Raw genomic sequence first — 24547 nt, 5'->3', positions numbered from 1 at the left:
CAACACTATGGGCAGCCGCAGCGGATTACTTGCCCCCAATTACTCTGCCCCCGAATACTTTCCGCCGAGCGGGTCAGCCGAACGGACGGCGGTCGTTCCCGATGCCGTTGTGAGACGTGCAGCGATGCGTCGCAGGGCGTCTCGAAGTTCTGCCGGTTGCACATCACTCAGATCCGCATCGAAGGTGATGAACAAGCCCGCGACACCGGCCCAGGACCAGCTGCCGATGGTGAGCATGCAGCTGCCGGGGCCGGTGGATCGGACAACCGATCCACCGGGAGCCCACCGGGCAACTACATGGTCGGGCAGATCGAGGGCGGCCGAGCCGACGCACGGCCACTGGCCCGGGGTGTCACCGCGGTCGGCGTTTTGAACGACGAGACGAATCAAGTCGTCGTGGGTGCGGGGTGCCGACCGGAACAACGCCCCCGGAGCGGTGCGAGGTGCAATGCGATCGACCCGGTAGGTCTGCCAGCTGCGGTCCCGGTGCCCACGCGCGACGAGGTACCAACGGCCCGCCCAGACCACGAGATGGTGCGGCTCGACTTCGAGAGGCGGCCGGAAACCGAGTTCACCGGGGTCCGGGACGGCGCCGTCGGTGGTCCGGTAGTCGAAGCGCAACACTCTGGAAGTGCGGATCGCGGCACCGATGGTGCGCAGCGTGCCGATGTCGAGCGGCGCCTCGGCGAACTCCCAGTAGTTGCGCAGACTCGTGACCTCGAACGACTCGGTCGCGGCGCGTAGGCGGACGGGCATCACCTGCCGCAGCGTGGTCAGTGCGCGGGCGACTGCGTCGTCGATACCGGTAACAGTGGCGGGGGCGGTCTGCAGCGCCAGGGCGATCGCGATGGCCTGATCGTCGTCGAGGACCAGTGGTGGAAGCTTGCCGCCGCTGCCGAGCCGGTAACCGCTTCCGGGGCCCTTGCCGGCCTCTATCGGGTATCCGAGTTCACGCAGGGTGCCGATATCGCGGCGAAGGGTCCGCGCCGAGATGCGGAGCCGACCGGCCAGCTCTGCTCCGGGCCATTCGACACGAGCCTCCAGTAAGGAGAGCAGGCGGAGTATGCGCGCGGAGGTATCGGCCACGTCCTCCACGATCCCATCGGTGGCGGTCACTCGATGACCGCCACCGATGCCACGGTGCCTCCATGAATCTCATCACCCGGGCCCAGGCACCGGCACCGGTCGCGGGCCGACGCGCCACACTGTCGTTGCTGGTCGTGCTGTTCGCCTCCTTCATGGACCTGCTCGATGTCACCATCGTGACCGTCGCAGCGCCCGATATCGCCGATGACCTGCACGCGAGTCCGGCCCAGCTGCAGTGGATGCTCGCCGCATACACTCTGGCATTGGGATCAGGGCTGGTGACCGGCGGACGGCTCGGTGACGCCTACGGCCGTCGCCGGGTTTTCCTTGTCTCCCTCGCCTTTTTCGCCGTCGCGTCTGCCGCCTGCGCGCTCGCTCCCTCGGCGGGCGTTCTGATCGCGGTGCGAATCGCCCAGGGGCTGGCCGGCGGATTCATGGTCCCGCAGGTATTCGGAATCATTCGCTCGTCGTTCGAGCCGGCCGCGATGGCAAAGGCATTCGGCGCCTACGGTGGCGTGCAGGGGCTGGCCTCCGTCGCAGGTCCGTTGCTGGGCGGCGCCCTGGTCGATGCGAATCTGTGGGATCTGGGTTGGCGCACGATCTTCTGGATCAACATTCCGGTGGCTGCATTTGCCCTGCTTCTGGGCGCGCGAGTGCTGCCGGAGTCCACCGCCGCAGAGCGGGCCCGGTTCGACCTGGTAGGAGCGGGTCTGTCCGCGACCGCCGTCGTGCTGGTCCTGCTGCCGCTGGTACAAGGCCGGGACTGGGGTTGGCCGTGGTGGGGGTGGGGCCTTCTCTGCAGCGGTGCCCTGCTGCTCGCCGGATTCCTGCGGTACGAGCAGGCGTCGAGTCACCGCGGTGGACAACCGATATTCGACCCGGCACTGCTGAAAATCCGCTCGTTCACCGCCGGACTGGCAGCGTCGGTTCTATTCTTCGGCGCTCTCGCGTCGTTCTTCCTGGTCCTGTCGATCTACCTGCAGGCCGGGACCGGTCGCTCCGCCTGGGAGACCGGTATGGTGTTCCTGCCGTATGCGATCGGTTCGACGATCACCTCCGGAGCCGGCGTCGCCCTGGCCGCCAAGGCAGGACGGGCACTGCTGATCACCGGCGCTCTGACCCTTGCCGCATCGCAGGCGCTGGTGTGGTTGCTGGTGCGTGAGGGCGGGGCTCCCGGCTACTGGCCGCTGGCCGCCGCGCTGTTCCTGGGTGGGCTCGGGCTCGGGCTCGGCGCGCCGATCCTGGTCACTATCGTCCTCGCCGGTGTCCCCGGACGCCACGCCGGTGCCGCCGGCGGACTGCTGTCGACGGTCAATCAGATCGGCGGCGCCGTCGGTGTCGCAGTCCTCGGCACGGTCTTCTTCGGTGCACTGCCCGCGGCAGCGCCCGCCGATACGACAACCACATTCGGGCATGCGCTCGCTCTGGTAATGCCCTGGCAGGTGGGTGCCTACGTGCTGGCCGCGGCTGCGATGCTCACACTTCCGCGTACCACTGCCGCCCGCCAGGCCTGACCGGTCCGTCGCGCCAGGGCGGACAGCGGATCATCTTCTCGCCGTCAGGCATTGTTACGGTCGTCGCCGAAGGAGCCGTGCACACGCTCGGCCGCAGTCAGTGCGGGCTCTAGGGGGGCCAGGGCAGCACGCAGCCGGTCCGGCAGAGACCCCCGCGGAACGACGAGGCCGGCCGGAGCGCCGGTCGGCTGTAACCATTGTTCGACGGCGATGCGAATCGCGGCGGTGACGGCGGCGGCTAGCACGGCGGCGGTGAGTCCTTCGGTGTCGCCGATCCGGGTGGCGATCACCTCGCCGAGCGTGGGGGCGATCGCATCCGTGCCGGACAGGAACGCCGAGCGCAACGACGGGTGGGTCGTGATGAGGAGCAGGGCGTCGCGATGGTCTTCGCCGGGATCGGTGTACTGCGCCACGATCGCCTCGGTGATCACCTCGGCAAGTCGAACATCCCCCGGCTGGGCCGCGATCGCGGCGCGGACTCGGACTTCCCGGTCGGCCGTGACCGCCGCGACGATCGCGTGCTCACGACTGGAGAAATAGTTGTTGTAGGTCCGCGGCGAGACCCCGGCCGCCTCGGCGATGTCCTCGACCCGCACCTGGTCCGGGCCGTGCTGTAGCGCCAGCCGCAGGGCGGCCTCCTGCAGTGCCACCCGGGTGGCCTGCTTCTTACGCTCCCGCAAACCTGTCGTCGTCACGCCCCCATACTGCCATAACTGCGCACACGCAAACTTGCGTGCACGCAAATTTTTCGTTTAAGTGGTCGTACCGAACAACACTCGACCGAAAGGGCCAGGCCATGCGTGGCAGAGGCATTACTTACGACACCGGCTTCGTCCGCGGTGGCACCACCACATGGGAGTTCGACTCGACGGTGGCCCGCCGCGAACTGGAAATCATCCGCGACGAGCTGCACTGCACGGCGGTACAGCTCACCGGCGGCGATCCCGAACGGCTGGAAATCGCCGCCCGCCACGCCGCGGATCTCGGTCTCGAGATCTGGTTCTCGCCGTATCCGCTGGAACTGACCACCGCGGAAATCTTGGAGCTCTTCGCGGACTGCGCGCAGCGTGCCGAGCGGATCCGGTCCACCGGCGCCGCGGTCGTCTTCGTGACCGGTGTCGAACTCACGCTGATGAACCGGGGATTTCTGGCCGGTGAGACCGCGATGGAGCGGGTCGGCACCTTGTTCGGCGATCTCGAAACCCGCACCGAACGCATAGCCGAGGTGAGCGCACGACTCGACGATTTTCTCCGCGAGGCCGTCGCCGTGGTCCGGCACCATTTCCACGGCCGGCTCACCTACTGCGCCATACCGTTCGAGCAGATCGACTGGACTCCTTTCGATGTCGTCTCCGTGGAGCTCATCCGCTCCGCCGAGGTCGCCGATCGCTTCCGCGACGGGGTGCGATCCCTGGTCGCGCAGGGAAAACCGGTGGCGATCACCGGCTTCGGCACCGCCACCTGGCACGGTGCGGCCGACGTGGCCCCACGCAGCATGGAAATCGTCGAATACGACTCGACCGGCGCGCCGGTTCGGCTCACCGGGCACTACGTCCGCGACGAGGCGGAGCAGGCCGGATATCTCACCGAATTGCTGGAGATCTTCGACAGCGAAGGCGTGGATTCCACCTTCGTGTTCCTGTTCGCGCTGCACGACTACCCGCATCGCCCCGACGGCGATCCCCGCGACGACCTCGATATGGCCGGGCTCGGCATCGTCAAGGTCCTCGAGGGGCGCCCCGGCACCACGTACCCGGAGATGTCGTGGGAGCCGAAGGCGGCATTCCACTCGGTCGCGGCGTTCTATGCCGGGACGACCTAGCGCATGCCCGCTGGGCAGGCCGCGACCCTAGGAATCGTCGCCGGGCCCGAATACACCGGCCTGCGCGGCCAGTACGGCCATCGTCGCCGCACGGTCCGGGTCGGCATCGGTCTGCAGCAGCACCACCTGGTGGTACATCGGCGCCGTCGCGGCGACGAGTAATGCGCGCGCCTCGATTCCGGCCGGGATCTCGCCGCGCCCGACCGCGCGTTCGACGACGATCTCGCATTGGCTGTATCGGTCGTCCCACAGCTGCCGCAGCGCGCGCGCCGCATCCTCCGAGCGGAACGAGACCGCGATCAGGGCCATGGCGATGGAGGATTCCGCGGTGAACGAATCGCGAATCTCGCGATTGAGTTCCGTGAGATCCCCACGCAGTGAACCGGTGTCGCGCGGATGCCAGTCCAGGTCGCGGGCCGCGGCGAACACATCGGCGATCAGCCCACCCACATCGCGCCAGCGACGGTACACGGTGGTGCGATGCACGCCGGCGCGTGCGGCGACGGTATCGACAGTCAGCGCGTCGTAGCCGCTTTCGGTCAGCTCCGCCTGGACCGCGGCGAGAACCTGGTCACGGATCCGGGCGGTGCGCCCGCCCGGGCGTGCCCGACCGGTGGTGGTAGCTGCCGGCAGCTCGCGGGTCGTGCCCGGTTGCGGTGCCTCCGACGCGGAAGCGCCTCGCAGTGCAGTCATCGTGTCGTCCCTCTTGCGGTACGGAGATCGGTGTGCAATCATCCTAAAGCAACATTCGTCGCATTAATGAGGTGGTTGATGTTCTTCCGAAGCGTTTCCCAGGTCCTGCGGCCGGTGGCCGCGTCCTCGAATGCTCCGGAGGTTCTCCATGCCCACTCGAACCACACAGCTCACCGCGCTCGCGGTCAGCAAATCCTTCGACGGCCGCACCGTTCTCGATGAGGTGACCTGCGCGCTCGGTGCGGGTGAACGCACCGGGATCATCGGCGAGAACGGGTCCGGTAAGAGCACCCTGCTGCGCCTGCTCGCCGGCGCCGAGCAGCCCGACCGGGGCGAAATCGTCGTCCAGGCGGACGGCGGCGTCGGTTACCTCGCACAGGACGAGCAGCTTCCCGCGCACCACAGCGTCCAGCAGGTCATCGACCGGTCGTTGCACGAACTGCGCCGGATCGAGCAGCGGATGCGCCGGCTCGAGGTCGAGATGACCACGGGCACAGAATCCAATCTGGACGAATACGCCGAACTGGCAACAATTTTCGAATTGCGCGGCGGCTACGACGCCGACGCCCGGGTGGAACGTGCCCTGTACGGGCTCGGGCTGGGCGTGGTCCCGCGTGATCGAGCGGTCGGCGGCTTGTCCGGCGGTGAGCAGGTCCGCCTGCGCCTGGCGGCCCTGCTCGCCGCGGCGCCCGAGGTGCTGTTGCTCGACGAGCCGACCAATCACCTCGACGACGACGCGCTGACCTGGCTGGAAGACCATCTACGGACCCGGCCCGGGACCACGGTCGCGGTCTCGCACGACCGCACCTTCCTCGACCGGGTAGCGACCACACTGCTCGAGGTGGACGCCGACCGCCACTGCGTGGTGCGCCACGGCAACGGGTACGGCGGCTATCTCGCCGAACGCGAAGCGGCCCGGCAGCGCTGGGCTCAGGCCCATCAGCACTGGCAGGACGAGACCGACCGGCTACGGGAAACCATCGCCACCACGGCCCGGCGGGTCGCACCGGGCCGCGCGATGACCGACAACAACAAGATGGCCTACGACCGAGCCGCCGGTCGCGTGCAACAGTCGCTGGCGGGCCGGGTCCGCAATGCCGAGCAACGGCTGCGGCGACTGCTGGCCGATCCGGTACCGCCACCACCGGAACCGTTGCGGTTCCGCGCGGTTCCGGTCGCCGGATGTCCACAGGGAGCCGTCCTGGACGCCGCCGATATCGCGGTGAACGGCAGGCTCGCGCCCGCCAGCGTGCGAATGGACGCGGGCGAACGACTACTGATCACCGGACCGAACGGCGCGGGCAAGTCGACGCTGCTACAGGTACTGGCGGAGGAGATCACACCCGACGGCGGCACCGTGATCCGGCGGGGCCGGGTCGGTTATCTCGCACAGGAACCACGCCCCGCGGTACCCGGGCAGACCTTGTTGTCCGCCTTTGCCGCGGGGCGCCCGGGGGAACCCGGCGACCACACCGCGAGCCTGTTGTCACTGGGCCTGTTCACTCGCCCCCAGCTCGCGACCCGAGTGCAGGAGCTGTCCACCGGGCAGCGGCAGCGGCTCGCACTGGCTCGGCTGGTCACCGCTCCCTCGGAGTTGCTGCTGCTGGACGAGCCGACCAACCATCTCTCACCCGGACTGGTCGAAGAACTCGAGGATGCGCTGGCCGAGTATCGCGGGGCGCTGGTCGTGGTCAGTCACGACCGTCGCCTGCGGGCTCGCTGGCGCGGCGCCCGCCTCGAGTTGCGCGCCCTGACCTCGGCCTGATCCCCGGATCGCCACATCCTCCCGACAGAACGGAATCCCCATGCCCGAACAGCTTCCGGTCACCGATCCCGCCACGCTGCATCCGATGCCCGGACAGCCGCGCGTCGTCCTGTTGAAACCCCTGGTCACCTCCCCACTGATCGAGGTCGGCGAATACACCTACTACGACGACCCGGACGAGCCCACCACCTTCGAAACCCGCAATGTGCTGTACCACTACGGCCCGGAGAAGCTGATCATCGGCAAATTCTGCGCGCTGGCGACGGGTGTTCGTTTCATCATGAACGGCGCCAACCACCGCATGGACGGGCCCTCCACTTTCCCGTTCCCCACCATGGGCGGCGCCTGGTCCCGGCACGTCGACCTACTCATGGACCTGCCGAATCGCGGTGACACCGTGATCGGCAACGACGTCTGGATCGGCTACGGCGTCACGGTCATGCCCGGTGTGCGGATCGGGCACGGCGCGATCGTCGCTGCCGGCTCCGTGGTGACCGCCGATGTCCCGGACTACGGCATCGTCGGCGGCAACCCGGCCCGCCTCATCCGCCACCGCTACCGCCCCGCCGATATCGATCGCATGCTCGCGGTGTCCTGGTGGGACTGGCCGATCGACCACATCGACGAGCACGTCCGCACCATCATGGCCGGCGGCATCGACGAGCTGGAGAAGGCCGTGCCCGGATAGGTGAGCTGTCCTCACCACGCGAGCACACGCCCCGTCATCGGACGCCCCAACCCGAATCGAGTGAATACATGCCCGACTCCCTTACCCCCACCGCTTTTGCCGATTGGCTGTGTCACCATGCGGTACCACTGGCGCACCTCGACCCCGACGGCCCGCTCGATGATCTGGAACCACTACGCACCATCATCGGCGGCGCCCGGGTCGTCGCGATCGGCGAGAACTCCCATTTCATCACCGAGTTCGAACAGATGCGCCGGCGCATCCTGCGCTTCCTCGTCGAACGCTGCGGTTTCACCGTTCTGGCCTTCGAATACGGCTTCAGCGAGGGCTTCCCGCTCGACGCCTGGGCTCAGGGTGCCGGCACCGACGACGAGTTGGCGGCCCTGCTGGCCGGGACGATCCCCGTGGGCGTCGACGAGCCGTTGCGCTGGACCCGCCGGCACAATGCCACAGCCGCCACGCCGTTACACTTCGCCGGGATCGATATTCCGGCTGCCGGCGGTTCCCTGCTCCCTGCGCTCGGACCAGTCGGCGACTACCTGGCTGAGGTCGATCCGCAAGCGCTCCCGGCGGTCGGCACGGCGACCCGGATCGCCGCCTCCTTCGCCAGCGCCTCCGCAGCCTCGGCCGCACCGACGTGGACGCGTCTTCCGGCCACTGAACAAGATGCACTCACTGCGAGCCTGTCTCGCCTGCTCACCCGCTTCCGCGCCGTCGAATCGCTGTATGTATCCCGCAGCGATCAGCACCGCTACGACCTCGCCCGCCGCCACCTCGAGGCCGCGGCCCACGCCGATTACGGTTTCCGCGCGATGGCGGATCTCTTCGCCGGAACCGGGCTCCCTGCCGACACCTCGGCCCGCGACAGCTTCATGGCGGAGTCGGTCCGGTGGCATCTGCAACGCAACGACCCCGGCGCCCGCGCGGTGCTGCTCGCCCACAACGCTCACATCCAGAAGCAACCGGTCTCCTTCGACGGGCATCTGACCGGATTCCCCATGGGCCATTACCTACAGCAAGCATTGGGCGAGGACTACTTCGCCCTCGGCCTGACCAGCACGCGTGGATACACAGCGGACATGTTCCCCGACGAAAGCGCGCCCTTCGGCTTCACCATCGAACCGACATCACTGTCGCTGCCCGAACCGGAAAGTATCGAAGCGTCGCTCTCCGGCCTCGGCCCCGCCCTCGCCGACCTGCGTCGTGCGCGGCGCGCGGTCACCGGTGGGCCTGATCGCACTAGGCTGCAGAGCACCTACCTCGAGATTCCGGTGCTCGACGCCTTCGACGCCATGATCAGCACCGAAGAATCCACGGTGGCCGACGGTCTCGAGTATTAGGTTCGCCTCACCCCTGCCCTTCCCCTGCCCGGCGATGCCAATCGGAGACATTTGGCGGGGAGGATTACAGATGTGGAATCGCTGCCACCCAAACACCTTCTGCTGGAGGCCTGCCGGGGTTTGACCAACGACGGTCATCCCGTGCTGAAATGCGCGTACCGCCTCAGCGAACTGCACGAGCAGAGATTGTCGGTCGCGCCCGGACTCACCTTGGACATCGATCGAGATCGGGCGCAATTGGTGTCCGAAATCGACAGCTGGGTGGCCGACGAACTTCCCCGCCCGCACGGTGCGGCGCGCATGCACACCGAAACGGTGGGCACGGTCATCGACCGGCTCGCCCAGTTCTCCGCACTCGCCTATCTCACCCTGACCAGCGAACCCGAGCAGCTCATGCACGACGCCTGGCGCCGGTTGACCGAACTCGCGGTGGCCTACGACGATCTGGCCGGTGAGGTGACCGCGGGCCTGTGCCGGCTACCGGACCTGAGCGGGCACCGCGAACGCAACTGACCGGATTCCGAGCAGACCCGGCCGGCGGCGCGGCCAGGGAACAGCGAAGATTTACCCCTGCGCCGGCCCGGGCTCGCTGGGCAGCAACGCCCGCACCGCATCGATGGTGTCGGCCTGCACGGGTTCCTTGTCCGGCCGGTACCGCACCACCCGAGCGAAACGCAGCGCCACCTGTCCTGGATAGCGTGAACTCGTCTGCACCCCGTCCAACTCGATTTCCACGACCAACTCGGGCCGCAGATAGACGGTGTGTTCGTCGCGGCCCCGTTCGTGCCGCGGGAATTCCACCGTTTGCCAATGCAGCAACGCATCGGTCAGGCCCTTGAAGGTCTTACCGACCATCACGGGTTCGCCGCCGTCCGGATCACGTGCTCCCAGATGCAGATTCGACAGATACCCGGTGCGGCGCCCATATCCCCATTCGGCGCCGAGCACGATCAGGTCGAGGGTGTGGGCGGGTTTGATCTTCTGCCAGGCACGTCCCCGGCGGCCGGCCGCATAGGGTGCGGACAGCGATTTGATCATGATGCCCTCGTGCCCGGCGGCGAGCGCACCGTCGAAATATTCCGCCACTGCCTCCGGATCCGGCCGCAGTAGCGCCGGAATCATATGTTCTCCGGCCACTTTCGCCAGCGCCTCCCGCCGCTCTCGCAGCGGCGCGTCGAGCAGATCCGTGCCGTCCAGATGCAGGCAGTCGAAGAAGTAGGGATGCAGCAACAGGTCGCGTGTGGAGTTCGCCGTCAACCGCGGCTCCTCGAAGGACGGGTCGGCGGCGAACCGGCTCATCGTCTCCTGGAAGGGGCGGGGCCGGCCGGACGGGGTGAGCGCCAGCGTTTCCCCGTCGAGCACGACACTGTCACAGGGGAGCTCGGATACCAGCTGCACCAACTCCGGTACGCCGGAAGTGATGTCGCGCAGGGTGCGGGTGAAGACGTGCACCTGCGAGCCCTGCCGATGGACCTGGATCCGTGCACCGTCGAGTTTCTGTTCCACGCTGACATCACCGTCGAACAGGGCGAGCACATCGTCGAGCGCCGCACCCGGTGCGGCCAGCATCGGCTGGATCGGGCGGCCCACCTCGAGCCGGAACTCCGCGAGCGCCTCGGCACCGCCGGCGATCGCGGCCGCGGCGGTCACCGGCAGCCGGCCCGACAACATGAAGGCACGGCGCACCTGCTCGGACGGCACCTGCGCGGCCTGCGCGACCGCCTCGGCGACAATTGCGGTCAGCGCGCCCTGGCGCAGTTCCCCGGTCAGCAGCCGGATCAGGAAGATGCGCTCGGCGTCCGTCGCGGCCGCCAGCAGCGCGGTCAGCAGCTCCCGACGCCGCGCGACCGAACCCGGGCCGGCGACCGCGGCCAGTTCGGTGAGCGCCTGGTCGACGACGGTGACGGTGAGACTCGGTTCGGCCGCGGGAGGCACCGCTATCCCGGCCACGGTGCGCCAACCTGTCCCCAGCCGCCCCTGGGGCAACTCCCCGGACACCCAGGCCACCACCGGCATCAGCTCGGCCGGTTCGGCCCGGCCCAGCAACTCGGCCAGACCGGCGATCTTCACCTTGCGGGACGCGGAGGCCCGCACCGATTCCGAGGCCGCGACCACATCCGAAAGCAGCACGAACTCGACGGTAGCCGGTGAGTGTGACATATCGCTCGAGCATCGTGTTAATTTTCCATTGGCAACAATGCGAAGATTCCATACGCTGGGATTATGGCCAAGACTTACGTCGGCTCGCGGCTTCGTCAGCTGCGTACCGAGCGGGGGCTGAGCCAGATCTCGCTCGCCAAGAAGCTGGAGATCTCGGCGAGCTACCTCAACCAGATCGAACACGATGTGCGCCCGTTGACAGTACCGGTTCTGTTGCGGATCAGCGAGGTCTTCGGCGTAGACGCCGGCTTCTTCTCCTCCCAGGACGACACCCGCCTCATCGCCGAGTTGCAGGAGGTGGTGATGGACACCGAACTCGGCATCGAGGCGGACGCGCACGAGATCGCCGAGATGGTCTCCGCACATCCCAGCCTTGCCCGCGCACTGGTGAATATGCACCGTCGCTACCGCAACACCACCGCCCAGCTGGCCGCCGCCACCGAGGACCGCTTCTCCGACGGCAGCGGTTCCGGTGCCATCACGCGCCCACACGAAGAGGTGCGCGACTTCTTCTACCAGCGACAGAACTACATTCACGAGCTGGATACCGCCGCGGAAGAGCTGGCGACCCGCATGCGGTTGCACGGTGGCGACCTGCGCCGCGAGCTCACCCGCCGTCTCACCACCGGCTACGGCGTGCACATCGCCGAGCGCATCGACCTCGGCGAGGGGGTACTGCACCGCTACGACCCCGACGCGCGCCGACTCGAGATCGCTCCCCATCTGTCCGGCGGCCAGCGAGTCTTCAAACTCGCCACCGAACTGGCCTATCTGGAGTGCGGTGAACTGATCGACAAACTGGTCGAGGAGGGCAACTTCGCCTCCGACGACACCCGCACCCTGGCCAAACTCGGCCTCGCCAACTACTTCGCCGCGGCCACCGTGCTCCCGTATTCGCATTTTCACGAGGTCGCCGAGGACTTCCGCTACGACATCGAGCGCCTGTCGGCCTTCTTCGCACAGAGCTACGAGACCATCTGCCATCGCCTGTCCACGCTGCAGCGACCGAAGCTACGCGGGGTGCCTTTCTCCTTCGTCCGCGTGGATCGCGCGGGCAACATGTCGAAACGCCAGTCCGCCACCGGCTTTCACTTCTCCTCCGCGGGCGGCACCTGCCCACTGTGGAATGTGTACGAAACCTTCGCCTACCCGGGCCGGATCATGACCCAGATCGCGCAGATGCCCGACGGCCGCAAATATCTGTGGATCGCCCGCACCGTGGAGCGTCGCGCCACCCGGTACGGGCAACCGAGCAAAACCTTCGCGATCGGCCTGGGCTGCGAACTCCGCCACGCCAATCGCGTGGTTTACGCCGACGGCCTGGACCTCAACGAGCCACAGGCGACACCCATCGGTGCCGGCTGCCGCGTCTGCGAGCGCGCCAACTGCCCGCAGCGCGCCTTCCCGCCGCTGGGCAAGTCGCTCGATATCAGCGAGCACCGCAGCTCCATCTCGCCGTACGTGCTGCGCTGAGCCCGGGCCGCCCGCTGCACCATCTCCGCTTCCTCCGGTACGACGCGGCTCCGGTATCAGGGCCGCACGCAGGCGGACCCGCCGCCGGCAGGTATCCGGCCGGGCCGGTGCGGCACCGGAGCACTCAGCGGCCGCTGTTGCTGCTGCTCCGGCGAGTCGACCTTTGCTAGCGTGAGGCATGATGTCGACGCAACCGCGGATCGCGCCCGGTCGCCTGCGCGAACTGGGCCCGGTGAATTGGGTTGTCTGGCAGGTACTCTCCCGCGCGGCGGGCACCGACGACGCCCATCTGTTCAGCACGCTCGGCCGCACCGGCGGTCTGTTCCGCGGCTGGCTGCACTTCTCCGGCCGGCTGATGCCCGCCGGCAAGCTGTCCCGCTTCGAATCCGAACTGGTTATCCTGCGCGTCGCCCACCTGCGCGACTGCGAATACGAGACCGATCATCACATCCGCCTCGGTAAGCGTGCCGGTGTCACCCGCGAAATCCTGGAGCGCCTGCGCACCGGCCCGCAGGCCGAGGGCTGGTCCGCGAAGGAGCGCGCGCTACTCACCGTGGTCGACCAACTGGTCGACACCCGCGACGTGGACGACACCGCCTGGTCGGCCCTGGCCCAGCACTACGACGAGAAGCGCCTGATCGAAATCATCCTCCTGGCCAACCAATACGAGGGCCTGGCCAGCACCATCACCACTCTGCGCATCCAAACCGACCACTGAGCGGGGAGCAGAACCAGCGAACTCCGCGACCTTGCGACGGCGTTCGCCGCCCGAGTCCAACTCCATACGGTGTACGTTATAATTGGCCGACGTCCTGATCACAGCCCCGAGGAGGACCGTGACCATCACCGCATCCGCCATCTCGCTGAACGTCCCCGACCCGGACGCATCAGCGAACTTCCTCAGTACCCACTTCGGCTTCACCGTCGAGATGTCGGCCGACGGATTCGTCTCCCTGGCCAGGCCCGACGCCGGATTCAATGTGATCTTCCTACGTACCGGACTGCCCACGTTCGCACCCGCCCGGATCGCCGGCAACGCGGGCGAGGGCCTGCTGGTCGTATTCACCGTGGACGACATCGATGCCGAATACGACCGGGTACGCGCAGCAGGAGTCGAGATCGAGACTCCGATCCAGACCGAGCCGTGGGGCGAGCGCTTCTTCCAGGCGAAGGACCCCAACGGCATCGTCATCCAGCTGGTCCAATGGGTCGGCGATCCGAATGCGTACGACCCCACCGAAGCAACCGAATGATCCGAATCGCGAAGTGACACGAACAGTGCCCGGCGCCCGTACGACGGCGCCGGGCACTATTTCTTCGCTCAGCACCCGCGATCCGACACCGGCTCACCAGCCGGTGCGCGGCGACATCACCCCGCGATGCCGGCGCGCAGCACCTCCGCCACGGGAGTCGACGGGCGACCGATCAGCTTCTGCAGGTCGCCACCGGTAACCTCGAGCCAGCCGGCGCCGATCCCGGTGTCGGAATCGGCGTAGACCGACGCGAAATCGGCTGGCATCCCGGCCTTTTCGAGGACTTCGGCATATTCGTTCCGCGGGAGGTCCTGATAGCGGACGGACGTACCCGCCACCTCCGAGATCACTCGCGCCAGATCCGTCATCGTCAGCGGTTCGTCACCGCCGAGCTCGTAACTGCGCCCGGCATGCCCCTCGCTCGTCAACACCACCGCGGCCGCCTCCGCATAGTCGGCACGCGCGGCCGCCGAAACGACGCCACCGCCCGCCGAACCATAAAGCACACCGGATTCGACGGCGGACGCGGCCGCGTCCAGGTAGTTCTCCCAATACCAGCTGTTGCGCAGCAGTACGTACGGCACAGTGGATCTCGTGAGCAGTTCCTCGGTGGCCCGATGTTCCTGCGCCAGAATGATCGGATTTCCTTCGGCCGCCGGGATGCTGGTGTAGGCCAGCAGTTGCACTCCCGCTCGCTCGGCTGCACGTACGACGTTGGCGTGCTGCTCCACTCGCGCGCCGAACTCGTTACCCGATACCAGCAGAACCCGATCGACTCCCTCCAGTGCGCGATCCAGCGCCGCCGGGGCACCGTAGTCCGCCTGCCGAATCTGTACTCCACGCTCGGCGAAATCGGCGACCTTGCCCGGATCCCGGACGACAGCGACGACCGGCCCCGCCTCCCTGCCCAACAATGCCTCGACAACGAGACGACCCAACTGACCACTGGCCCCGGTAACGGCGACAGTCATACCAACCTCCAGATCTACGTACGGAACAATCTGCACTAACTATTAGTTAGTACTCGATATTCCGACACTACTGGAAAAGATGGAACTACCGTGAGGATGGGTAGCATCGGATCATGAGTACGCGGCACCTCCGGCCGACAACAGCGGCCGATCCCACCCTGGAGGCCGACGTCTTCGAACGCGACTGCTGCTCACGCCCCGTCCTGCAGAACGTGGTCAGCCGCTGGGGCACTCTCACCCTCGCCGCCCTGCGCGAAGGCCCCTACCGCTTCAGCGCACTGCGCAGGCGTATCGACGGCGTCAGCGAACGCATGCTCTCCCAAACCCTGCAATCCCTGGAACGCGACGGCATGGTCCACCGCGAGGTCCAGCAGACCATCCCGCCCCGCGTCGAATACACCCTCACCGACCTCGGCGGCCAGGTCGCTGACCAGCTGATCGGCCTGATCCGGATCCTGGAAGGCAATATCGACACCATCCGGGAAGCGCAGGACACCTACCACCGCGACTGAACCGGCGGATCCACCCCGGTCATGCCAATCATCGCTGCTGCGGCGCATCCCGGTATCGATCACGAGGAGCCCGGCGACCACGATCAGCACCGCGGCGCAGCCGGCCAGGAATCCGACCCAGAAACGCGAGAACGGCCCGCCGCCGGACTTGTTCTCCGGCGGCGGGCCGTTGACCACGGACATCCGATCAGAAGTTGATCATGTGCCCCGCGAGGCCGTGGATCGCCTCCTGCAGCGCCTCACTCAGCGTCGGGTGGGTATGCACATTGCGCGCCAGCTCGTTGACGGTCAGATCCCACTTCTGGGCCAGCGTCAGCTCCGGCAGCAGCTCCGACACATCCGGGCCGATCAGATGACCGCCGAGCAGCTCACCGTACTTCGCATCGGCGATCAGCTTCACGAAACCGGTCGGATCGCCCAGGCCGTGCGCCTTGCCGTTCGCGGTGAACGGGAAGTTCGCGACCTTCACGTCGTAGCCCTCGTCGCGGGCCTGCTGCTCGGTGAGGCCGAAGCTGGCGACCTGCGGCTGGCAGAACGTCGCGCGCGGCATCATCCGGTAGTCGCCCAGCGGCAGCGTCTCCGCCCCGCCGATCGTCTCCGCGGCGACCACGCCCTGCGCCTCGGCGACATGCGCCAGCTGCAGCTTCGCGGTCACATCGCCGATGGCGTAGATGTGCGGCACATTCGTGCGCATGTAGTCGTCGATCGCGATCGCGCCGCGCTCGGTCAGCTGCACACCGGTGTTCTCCAGGCCGTACCCCTGCACGCGCGGCGCGAAGCCGACCGCCTGCAGCACCTTGTCAACCGTGACCGTCTCGACCGAACCGGACTTGTTGTCCTTGATCGACACCGTGACCTTGGAACCGTTGTCTTCGATGGATTGCACCGAGGCACCGGTGGTGATCGTGACACCGAGCTTCTTGTACGCCTTCGTGATCTCCTTGGAGACATCGGCGTCCTCGTTCGGCAGGGCACGGTCGAGGAACTCCACGATCCGCACATCCACGCCGTAGTTCTTCAGGACGTAGGCGAACTCCATACCGATCGCGCCCGCACCGACGATCAGCATCGACCCCGGCAGATCCCGGGTCAAGATCTGCTCCTCGTAGGTCACCACATTCTGCGATAGCGAGGTCCCCGGCAGCAGCTTGGTCTCGGTGCCGGTGGCGATGATGGCATTGTCGAAGGTGACGGTTTCGGTGCCGCCCTTGCTGAGCGCGACCGACAGGGTGTTGGCGTCGGTGAAACTGCCCGTACCGTCGAATTCGTCGATCTTGTTCTTCTTCATCAGGAAGTGAACGCCCTTGACCCGGCCGTCCGCGACCTTACGACTTCGATCGAACGCGGCACCGAAGTCGAAGCTCGCCTGCCCGGAAATACCGAACGTCTTCGCTTCCTTCGTGAAGAGATGGGCCAGCTCCGCGTTACGCAGCAGTGCCTTGGACGGAATGCACCCGACGTTCAGGCACACGCCACCCCAGTATTTCTGCTCGACGATCGCTGTTCGCAGGCCGAGTTGAGCGGCGCGGATCGCGGCGACGTAACCGCCGGGACCAGCGCCGAGCACGACGACATCGTAGTGGGAAGTCACAGGCTCTAACATAGCTCGCTCCGCTCGCGGGGTTCCCGGCCCCCAGGGCTCGCTGTGCAGACGCCGCCGCTTGCTCCTTCGTCGCCTCCGCGGCGGCGCCTGAACAGCGAGCCGGCCGGGAACGGTCGGTCGTCAGGCTCCCTCCGTGCGGCGAGACTGTTGCTTTTACCTGTGGATTTCAAGTTCTGGTTGGCACTACTTCCAGACTTCTCGGGCCGCTCTCGCGAAGTTTCCCCGGAAGATCGCGGCACGGTCCGATTCGGTGAATCCCCTGTCGGCCAGTACGTCGTCCAGGCTGGGAACGGGTGATTTCGAGCTGGTCGCATTTTTCCCAGGACTGGCGATATGCAATCCCAGCAGGTCCTCCGGCGGCACCCACTGCAGCGGGCCCCAGCGGGTGTAGTCCTCGGAGAAGTTCTCCGGAGCCGCCGCGATCTCGGCGTTGAACTGATCGGCGTCGAACGAATAGTCCGATCCGACACCGACATGTTCGATTCCGACCAGGTCCGCACCGTAGGCGAGGTGGTCGGCCATCGCCGCGATGCGGGCGGCGCGCCCGTCGGCATGATTGCTACCCAGGAAGATTCCGACGCCGTTGATGCCGATCACCCCGCCGGTACGGGCACAGGCGCGGGCCTGGTCGTCGCTGATATTGCGGGGATGCGGCCAGAGGGCGGCGAAATTGGAGTGGCTGTAGATCATCGGCCCACGCACGATCTCCGCAATCTCCAGACCGGCGCGTTCGGCACAGTGCGAGCCGTCGGCGAACATCCCGACCTCACCCAGGGCGCGGATCACGTCGCGGCCGTACCGGGTGAGCCCACGGTTGTCCGTGTCCAGGCAACCGCCGCCCGCCGCATTCGCATGATTGTAGGTGGGCAGCAACGAGCGAACCCCCAGCGAATGGAACAGTGCGACGTTGTCCACCGCGCCGTCCAGCGGCCGGGAATCCTCCAGATCGAAGGCGAGCGCGATCCGCGCCTCCGGGCCGGCGGCGGGCACCTCGGTATCGGTATATCCCTGCACCAAGCGGAAACGACCGTCGGCGAGCGCATCTCGGCGCAGCATCTGCACCATCGCCAGCGCGTCCGCCTTCGAATGCAGTGAATATCCCACGTTCACCGACAGGTACGAACCCGCCGGATACCTGGCCAGGTCGGCGATCTCGGCCGAGGGCAGCACCGGTAGGCAGCAGTGCTGTTCCCAGAGCACGGGCGCCATCACCTCTCCTTCCGGCCGTGCCGAACGAATCCAGCAACTCTACGGACACACCGGTTCGAGCACACCATCGGACACGGCGAACGCCCCCGCCGCCCGGCACTGCGACACAATGTGCTCATGAGCGGCGCCGAGCAATTCACCGATCCGTACCTCTGGCTCGAAGATGTCACCGGCGACCGTGCCCTGTCCTGGGCGCGGGCGCACAACGAAGTGGTGATCGAACGTTTCGCCACCTCCGACCGGTTCGACGCCCTCGACGACCGGATCATCGCCATGCTCGACACCGACACCCGCATCCCGTACCCGACGCGGCGAGGGCAGTGGCTCTACAACTTCTGGCGCGATGCCGAACATCCGCGCGGTGTCTGGCGCCGCACCACTTTCGACGACTATCGCAGTGCCGAACCGGCCTGGGATGTGCTGATCGACCTGGACGAACTGGCTGCCACCGAGGACGAGAACTGGGTGTGGGGTGGGGCCGGGGTGCTACGCCCGCAACAGGAACTCGCCTTCATCAGCCTGTCCCGAGGCGGCGCCGATGCCAAGGTGGTGCGGGAATTCGACCTCACCACCCGAGAATTCCGTGAACCGGAGCACGGTGGCTTCTACCTGCCGGAAGCCAAATCCCAGTTGCGCTGGATCGATGCCGACACCGTCTATGTGGGAACCGATTTCGGCCCCGGTAGCCTCACCGATTCCGGCTACCCGCGATTGGCCAGACGCTGGCAGCGCGGCACCCCACTGACCGCCGCCGAAACGGTTTTCGAAGGCGACCACGACGATGTGATGGTCGCCGCCGGCTACGACCGCACTCCGGGATACGAACGCCACTACCTGGGCCGGGCCACCGACTTCTTCAACGAATCGGTCTATCTGCTGGATGCGCAGGGCACACCGCACCTGATCGACGTTCCGAGCGACGCCTCGGAATCCTGGTATCGGGATTGGCTGCTGATCCAGCTGAAATCGCCGTGGGAGGTGGACGGGAAGAACTATCCCGCCGGTGCGCTGCTGGCCATCGACATCAACGAATTCTTTGCGGGCTCGCGCGCTTTCGAGGTGATCTTCGCGCCGGACGCGCACACCGCCCTGCACGGTTACGGCTGGACCGAGAATCATCTGCTGCTGATAACCCTCGAGGATGTGCAGACCAAGCTGTACGTCCTCACCCCCGCTGCGCAAGGATGGCGGCGCGAAGAGCTGGCCGACACTCCACCGATGGCGACCACCTCGGTCATGAACCTCGACCCGCTGGAGAGCGGCGACGAATTCATGCTCAACACCAGCGGTTTCACCACGCCGGCCACCCTGCTGGCGGGGTCGGTCGGGCGACCCGCGGTGGTTCTCAAACGGGAGAGCGGATATTTCGACGCCGACGGCATCGAAACCGAACAGTTCTTCGCCCGCTCCGACGACGGAACGATGGTCCCCTACTTCGTCGTTCGGCACCGCGATCAACGCGGCACACCCGGCCCGACGGTGCTGTCGGGCTACGGCGGCTTCGAGGTCTCACGCACCCCCGGGTACAGCGGCGCCTCCGGAATGGGATGGCTCGAGCGTGGCGGGACCTGGGTGATGGCCAACATCCGGGGCGGCGGCGAATACGGCCCGCACTGGCACACGCAGGCGCAGAAGGCCGACCGCCACAAGGTCTACGAGGACTTCGCCGCGGTGGCCGGGGATCTCGTCACCCGCGGCATCACCACCCCCGAACAGCTCGGCGCGGTCGGCGGCAGTAACGGTGGCCTGCTGATGGGGGTCATGCTGACCCGGTACCCGGAACTGTTCGGCGCCATCGTCTGCCAGGTTCCGCTGCTGGACATGCGCCGCTACCACCTGCTGCTGGCCGGCGCCTCCTGGATCGCGGAATACGGTGATCCGGACAAGCCGGAGGAATGGAAGTACATCAGCGAGTACTCCCCTTATCAGGTGGCCGCGGCCGCCGACCCGCAGCGTCCCTATCCGCCGATCCTGCTCACCACATCGACCCGCGACGACCGCGTGCATCCGGCCCACGCGCGCAAGATGGCGGCGCTGCTGGAAGAACAGGGCCGCACCGTCTGGTACCACGAGAATATCGAGGGCGGCCACGGCGGTGCGGCCGACAACAAGCAGATGGCGTTCCAGTCGGCGCTGATCTACGAGTTCTTCACTCAAATGCTGATCGAGCAGCGCACCAGCTGATCAGCCCGCGCCGGCTCACAGATCACGGATCCACTGTTCGATGTGATCGACAGTGCTGTCCGGGTCGGTGATCCAGCCGTTGTGCCCCAGCGGTCTCGGCTCGTGCCAGGTACTCACCCGCGCCCGGGGGAGCTTCTCGAGCAGATGGGCGGCGGAGCTGCGCGGAGTGAGCTCGTCACCACCCACGGTGATCGATAGCACCGGCAGGGTGAGGCGGGCGATCCGCTCGTCGTAATCGATATCGGCGTCCACGGGCATGAAGCGCCCGGTGCGGGCCAACCGCGCCCAGTCCGCGATCAGCACCTTCGACTGCCGACCGAATCCGCCCGCGGTGATCCGGTCGCCGGGCCAGAATCCGGCGAGATTCGCGGTCAGCGAGATGGCGGCCGGGCCCACCAGCATTGCCGAGCGGGCGATCCCGCCGTAGCCGCGGTAGTAGGGGGTGCCCGAGGCGACCAGGATCATCCCGGCCAGCCGGCCGCGGATCCGCGCGGCGTACATCACGCCGAGCTGACCACCCATGCTGTGCCCCAGCAGGATCGGAGTACTTTCCGGAAACCGTGTGCGCACCGCCTCGAAAATGGCCGGGAAATCGACCGACACCAGCTCGTGGTACCCGTAGGAGCTCGACGCACTCGGTTTCGGACGGCTGTCGCCGTTACCGCGCAACTCCCCGATCGCCGCATCGAATCCACGGCGCGCCAGTTCCCGCGCGAAATCGCCGTAGAACTCACCGGGAACCCCCAATCCGGGGATGATCACCACGACCGGTCGCGGCGCATCCGCGGTGATCGGGTGCCGGTGCGGACCGCGCGCCGATACGAACCGCACCGGCACCGTGGACCCGTCCGGCATCTGGATCGGAATCGTCTCCATACGCGCAGGTTACCGCGCAGAATCCGGAATCCGGTGCGGGTGGGCGATCCCACCGTGCCGCGTCCGGCAGGCCGAACCGACCCCGTCGCACAGCGCGAGCCCGGCATCGCCTCGAGCGTTCCTCGGCAACGTAACCGTGCGGCGCACTCCCTCGGTGACGTGCCCGGCACTCGCGCGGCGGGGCGGGCACGGAGAGGGGCAGCCGGACTCAGGATCCGATCGCGTCGGTTTCCGTGGCGTCCTCCGGGTTCGCGTTCTCCTCGGCCTTGGTGTGCCCCGGCAGGTCCCGGCTCAGGCGCCGCCGCACCGCATTCCCCGGCTCTCGCCGCACTGTCACCGAGTCATCCCGCTGCGCCGTCGACTCCGCGCCTGCGTCATCGATACCCGGTGCCGCACTACTCGGGTCGCGCCGCGTGGTATTCGACGGTGGTACGGGGGCGTCTGCACGTCCCTCAGCAGACTCCGTCCCCGCCGCGGTGTCGCTCTGTTCCGGCCCGGCCCCGGTCTTCTCCGGCGCATGCTGCACTGCTACCGGTTCGATGCGTGCCGGGTTCGGTTCGAGCAGCTCGTCGAGTCCGGTCCGGGTCGCCACCACCACCAACTGATGACCGACTTCCAGTACTTCGTTCGCCGAGGGTTTCCATTGCGGCTCGTCGTCCCCGGCCCGCTGCAGTGCGACAACCCTGCTGTGGTGGGACAGGCCGGCGTCGGCGATCCGCAACCCGGCCAGCGCCGATCCCTCCTCCACCGGAAGCTCCGCCACCAGCAGCGTGTCCTGATTTATCGGCAGCGTCGCGATCACGCCGCGCTCCACCACCGCGGCGGCGAATCCCGCCGCCGCCAACTGGAAGACACTGCGCACGATGGCTGTCCCGAGGCTGAGCTGGACTCGTTCGGCCAGATCGTCATCGGACAAGCGCAGGACCACCCGCAGGTCGTCACGATAGGACTGACCGAGCATCGCGGCTTCCAGGTTGACCGCATCGTTCGAGGTGAGCAGCACCAGGGCCCGCGCCTTCGGCACGCCGACCGCCCGCAGCGTGTCCTCCCAGGTCGCCTGGCCGATCACGACGGGAACTCCGAGGCTGCGGGCCAATGCCATACCGCGCGCGTTCTCGTCGTTGTCCAGGGCGACGACCGGGACCCCCAGATCGCTGAGCTGTTCCACCACACGCATACCCACATTGCCCAGACCGGCGACCACGACATGGCCCTCCATCCGCGCCGGGTCGACCGCGTGGTCGGACAATTGACCGCGCACCACACCGCCCACGACGAGGGCGGTGACCACCGGCGTCATCGCCAGGCCGACGAACACCACGCTCAGCTGCAGAACCTTGAACCAGGCGCTCTTATCGGGCTCGGACTGAGCCGCACCGGCCGAATCCAGCAGCGTTTCGTACACCGCGCCACCCCAGCTGTTTCCGATCAGCACCATCAGGAGACAGCCGACCGCGATCAAAGTCAGCAACCCGACGAGCAGCCGGATCAGGTTGTGTCCGAACATGAATCGCACCAGCATCCGCCAGCGGTCCCGTGCGCCCGGGGAATACGGCTCCCGGACGCCGAGGGCCAGCACCTGATTCACGGGGGCCTTCGACGACCGCAGCTCGACCCCGTCGGGACCGTCGACGAGTCCCGACACCACCTGCTGCGCCGGGGTGTCCTTCGCCGGAGCCACGTACAGGGAGCGGGCGCCCAGCCGCAGATAGTTCTGCGCGTCCTCACCGAGCGCCTCCGCAATGAACGACGGTGCCGCCAATTGCGATATCGAGAGCACCACACAGTCGGAGAACAGCCGCCGGATCCGAAAGCCCAGACGCGTGTTGAACATCCGCAACACCAGCCGGATATCGGGGTTCAATTCATGGGCCCGAAGGGCGGCGTGGAAATTCTCCACATCCGCTTGATCCACCAGGGCCAGTGCACGAGCGTTCTCGACATCGGCCGCCCGCAATGCCGCCAGGTCCAGGCGTTCGGCATACATGATGCGCACCCGGTCCATCCGTTCCAGCTGCGGCACATAACTGCCCCGCCGGTTCGGCAGCACCACGGTGACCGTGGCGTCGGCGAACCGGTCGGTCAGCTGCCGCGCCAACTGATGCACGAGCGGGTTGTCACCGCAGATGACAAAGGTCGGGGACGGTTCGCCCCCCGGCAAAGCACTCACAATTCGATGCTAAAGCGAATCATGTTCAGCAGCACAGTGCTTCGACCAACAGGACACGACACTTCGGCGATCAGGCGGTGACCGCACCCATGATCACCCGGCGCAGCACCTGGATCACCTCGTCGATCGGGCGCTGTGGATCCGAACCGCTCCACTGGTCCACCACATAGTTCACCGCGCCGATGATCGCCAGCATCCGCATCTCGTAGTCCCCGCTGGGGATCTCGCCCTGCAGCGCGGCATCCTCGGCAGCGCCGGACAGCAGCGCACCCCATGCGGAGCGCAACTCCATGCGGACCTTCTCCACCTTCGGTCCGGCACCGACCACTTCGACCAGGGCTACCCGGGCACGCCGCGGATCACTGCCGATCGACTGGATGTAGGCGCGCACACCGGCGTCGATGATCTCGATGGCTGCCCCGTCGGCGTGTGCGTCCAGCGCGGCCACCACGGCTGCGCGGGATTCCCGGTCGATCTGCTCGTACAGTTCCAGCAGCAGCGATTCTCGGCCGGTGAACTCCTCGTAGAACTGCCGCGAGGAAAGACCCGCGTCCTTACAAATCGCGCCGACCGAACTATTCGCGTACCCGTCTCTGGCAAATACGGTGAGCCCCGATTCCAGAAAACGCACACGCCGTTGCCGCTGCCGGTCTTCTACGGGCTGCCCGGCGTACATTCGGCCCGCGTTCGTTTCCTGAGACATTGCGCCAGACAATACCGAAGAGCCCGAATCCCTCGTCATGGATCGGGCTCTTCGCTTACACTTCCGGCCGACCGCGCGTTAGCCGAAAGTTGCCTGTGTAGTTGACATAGCGCCACGACAGCGGTGTTTATACCGCCGCGAGCGGTTTGCCGGTTTCAACAATAGTCGATAACAACCACACAACGGAAGAGTTTAAAGGAAGTTTCTGGTATTTATTCTGCCAATCCGTCTTTCCGACATTGCCGACAAACAGGGCGCAGCGCCGGGGATGTGAGACACGAGGTCTCGGCACCACGGCACGAGTGCGCCAGTGGTTGTATCTCGGCCGGGATCGGGTTTGTTACGGGTCCCAAGGACTCGATTCGAGAAAATATGCGGAAGGGTGTGCACGGCGGAAGGCTCGGCCGGTGTATCGGACTGGCCGACAACAACTCCCTCGGCGGTCTCCCACCGCACGACGAGCGCAGGCACGCAGCCGGCGGTCAAGGCCCACGGAACCTGCGTGCACCCGAAGGAAGATAGTCC

The 24547-nt window shown here is 66.8% G+C and carries 21 protein-coding genes; 11 read left to right on the top strand and 10 right to left on the bottom strand.

The annotated features are described in order from the left end of the window. Positions 1-39: 39 nt before the first annotated feature. The gene (locus NV2_RS20410) at positions 40-1116 is read right to left on the bottom strand and encodes a helix-turn-helix transcriptional regulator (RefSeq protein ID WP_245662706.1); all 1077 of its coding nucleotides are present in this window, start codon (positions 1114-1116) and stop codon (positions 40-42) included. 32 nt (positions 1117-1148) lie between these two features. Between NV2_RS20410 and NV2_RS20405 the strand changes: the two genes are divergently transcribed. Beyond that, positions 1149-2600 (top strand): MFS transporter, encoded by a 1452-nt coding sequence (locus NV2_RS20405; protein WP_067876800.1) that lies wholly within the window; start codon positions 1149-1151, stop codon positions 2598-2600. A gap of 44 nt (positions 2601-2644) precedes the next feature. Here NV2_RS20405 and NV2_RS20400 read toward each other — a convergent pair whose 3' ends face one another. Beyond that, entirely contained in the window at positions 2645-3295 is a 651-nt protein-coding gene (locus tag NV2_RS20400) for a TetR/AcrR family transcriptional regulator (protein ID WP_067876798.1), read from the bottom strand. A gap of 101 nt (positions 3296-3396) precedes the next feature. Between NV2_RS20400 and NV2_RS20395 the strand changes: the two genes are divergently transcribed. Continuing rightward, positions 3397-4422, top strand: a complete 1026-nt coding sequence (locus tag NV2_RS20395) for a glycoside hydrolase family 113 protein (protein WP_067876794.1) — start codon at positions 3397-3399, stop codon at positions 4420-4422. Positions 4423-4449: 27 nt separating this feature from the next. Here the strand turns inward: NV2_RS20395 and NV2_RS20390 are convergent, their stop codons facing one another. Continuing rightward, positions 4450-5115, bottom strand: a complete 666-nt coding sequence (locus NV2_RS20390; RefSeq protein ID WP_084475170.1) for a TetR/AcrR family transcriptional regulator — start codon at positions 5113-5115, stop codon at positions 4450-4452. A 148-nt stretch (positions 5116-5263) separates the two neighbouring features. On the opposite strand from NV2_RS20390, the gene abc-f reads away from it, so the two are divergent. The 4 genes from abc-f to NV2_RS20370 all read left to right on the top strand — a co-directional run bounded on the left by abc-f (position 5264) and on the right by NV2_RS20370 (position 9421). Beyond that, positions 5264-6880, top strand: coding sequence for a ribosomal protection-like ABC-F family protein (gene abc-f, locus NV2_RS20385; RefSeq protein WP_174550609.1), 1617 nt, complete (start codon positions 5264-5266; stop codon positions 6878-6880). A 40-nt stretch (positions 6881-6920) separates the two neighbouring features. After that, positions 6921-7568, top strand: a complete 648-nt coding sequence (locus NV2_RS20380; protein WP_067876789.1) for a CatB-related O-acetyltransferase — start codon at positions 6921-6923, stop codon at positions 7566-7568. Positions 7569-7636: 68 nt separating this feature from the next. Then, positions 7637-8908, top strand: a complete 1272-nt coding sequence (locus NV2_RS20375) for an erythromycin esterase family protein (RefSeq protein ID WP_067876786.1) — start codon at positions 7637-7639, stop codon at positions 8906-8908. A gap of 72 nt (positions 8909-8980) precedes the next feature. Then, complete coding sequence (locus NV2_RS20370; protein ID WP_067876783.1) at positions 8981-9421, top strand: DUF4254 domain-containing protein; 441 nt, start codon at positions 8981-8983, stop codon at positions 9419-9421. Between the two features lie 51 nt (positions 9422-9472). Here NV2_RS20370 and NV2_RS20365 read toward each other — a convergent pair whose 3' ends face one another. After that, positions 9473-11038, bottom strand: a complete 1566-nt coding sequence (locus NV2_RS20365; protein ID WP_067877081.1) for an ATP-dependent DNA ligase — start codon at positions 11036-11038, stop codon at positions 9473-9475. Between the two features lie 93 nt (positions 11039-11131). On the opposite strand from NV2_RS20365, the gene ramB reads away from it, so the two are divergent. The 3 genes from ramB (at position 11132) to NV2_RS20350 (ending at position 13794) form a co-directional block, all read left to right on the top strand. Further along, on the top strand, positions 11132-12541 hold the full coding sequence (gene ramB / locus NV2_RS20360; protein WP_067876780.1) for an acetate metabolism transcriptional regulator RamB: 1410 nt from the start codon (positions 11132-11134) through the stop codon (positions 12539-12541). A gap of 178 nt (positions 12542-12719) precedes the next feature. Then, entirely contained in the window at positions 12720-13259 is a 540-nt protein-coding gene (locus NV2_RS20355; RefSeq protein WP_067876778.1) for a carboxymuconolactone decarboxylase family protein, read from the top strand. 118 nt (positions 13260-13377) lie between these two features. Next, the gene (locus NV2_RS20350) at positions 13378-13794 is read left to right on the top strand and encodes a VOC family protein (RefSeq protein WP_067876777.1); all 417 of its coding nucleotides are present in this window, start codon (positions 13378-13380) and stop codon (positions 13792-13794) included. A 116-nt stretch (positions 13795-13910) separates the two neighbouring features. Here the strand turns inward: NV2_RS20350 and NV2_RS20345 are convergent, their stop codons facing one another. Continuing rightward, positions 13911-14765 (bottom strand): SDR family oxidoreductase, encoded by an 855-nt coding sequence (locus tag NV2_RS20345; RefSeq protein ID WP_067877077.1) that lies wholly within the window; start codon positions 14763-14765, stop codon positions 13911-13913. Between the two features lie 113 nt (positions 14766-14878). Between NV2_RS20345 and NV2_RS30960 the strand changes: the two genes are divergently transcribed. Further along, positions 14879-15277 carry a winged helix-turn-helix transcriptional regulator gene (locus NV2_RS30960; protein ID WP_084475168.1) on the top strand — a complete coding sequence of 133 codons (399 nt, stop codon included), beginning with the start codon at positions 14879-14881 and terminating at the stop codon, positions 15275-15277. A 187-nt stretch (positions 15278-15464) separates the two neighbouring features. Here the strand turns inward: NV2_RS30960 and lpdA are convergent, their stop codons facing one another. Both lpdA and NV2_RS20330 read right to left on the bottom strand, forming a co-directional pair. After that, a complete protein-coding gene (gene lpdA / locus NV2_RS20335) occupies positions 15465-16868 on the bottom strand; it encodes a dihydrolipoyl dehydrogenase (protein WP_067876765.1) in 1404 nt (467 codons plus the stop codon). A 195-nt stretch (positions 16869-17063) separates the two neighbouring features. Beyond that, positions 17064-18089 (bottom strand): dipeptidase, encoded by a 1026-nt coding sequence (locus tag NV2_RS20330; RefSeq protein ID WP_067876762.1) that lies wholly within the window; start codon positions 18087-18089, stop codon positions 17064-17066. Between the two features lie 117 nt (positions 18090-18206). On the opposite strand from NV2_RS20330, the gene NV2_RS20325 reads away from it, so the two are divergent. Then, positions 18207-20273 carry a prolyl oligopeptidase family serine peptidase gene (locus tag NV2_RS20325; protein ID WP_067876759.1) on the top strand — a complete coding sequence of 689 codons (2067 nt, stop codon included), beginning with the start codon at positions 18207-18209 and terminating at the stop codon, positions 20271-20273. 15 nt (positions 20274-20288) lie between these two features. On the opposite strand, the gene NV2_RS20320 is transcribed toward NV2_RS20325, so the two are convergent. The 3 genes from NV2_RS20320 to NV2_RS20310 all read right to left on the bottom strand — a co-directional run bounded on the left by NV2_RS20320 (position 20289) and on the right by NV2_RS20310 (position 24022). Beyond that, positions 20289-21149, bottom strand: a complete 861-nt coding sequence (locus NV2_RS20320) for an alpha/beta hydrolase family protein (RefSeq protein WP_067876756.1) — start codon at positions 21147-21149, stop codon at positions 20289-20291. Between the two features lie 208 nt (positions 21150-21357). Continuing rightward, positions 21358-23319: an NAD-binding protein gene (locus NV2_RS20315; protein WP_084475166.1), complete on the bottom strand. Its 1962-nt coding sequence runs from the start codon at positions 23317-23319 to the stop codon at positions 21358-21360. Positions 23320-23389: 70 nt separating this feature from the next. Then, a complete protein-coding gene (locus NV2_RS20310) occupies positions 23390-24022 on the bottom strand; it encodes a TetR/AcrR family transcriptional regulator (protein ID WP_245662705.1) in 633 nt (210 codons plus the stop codon). Positions 24023-24547: the final 525 nt, after the last annotated feature.

Source organism: Nocardia vermiculata NBRC 100427 (assembly GCF_001613265.1).
GTDB classification, from domain to species: domain Bacteria; phylum Actinomycetota; class Actinomycetes; order Mycobacteriales; family Mycobacteriaceae; genus Nocardia; species Nocardia vermiculata.
The sequence above is the reverse complement of the archived record's forward strand: the minus strand, read 5'-3'. Positions and strand labels throughout refer to the sequence as shown.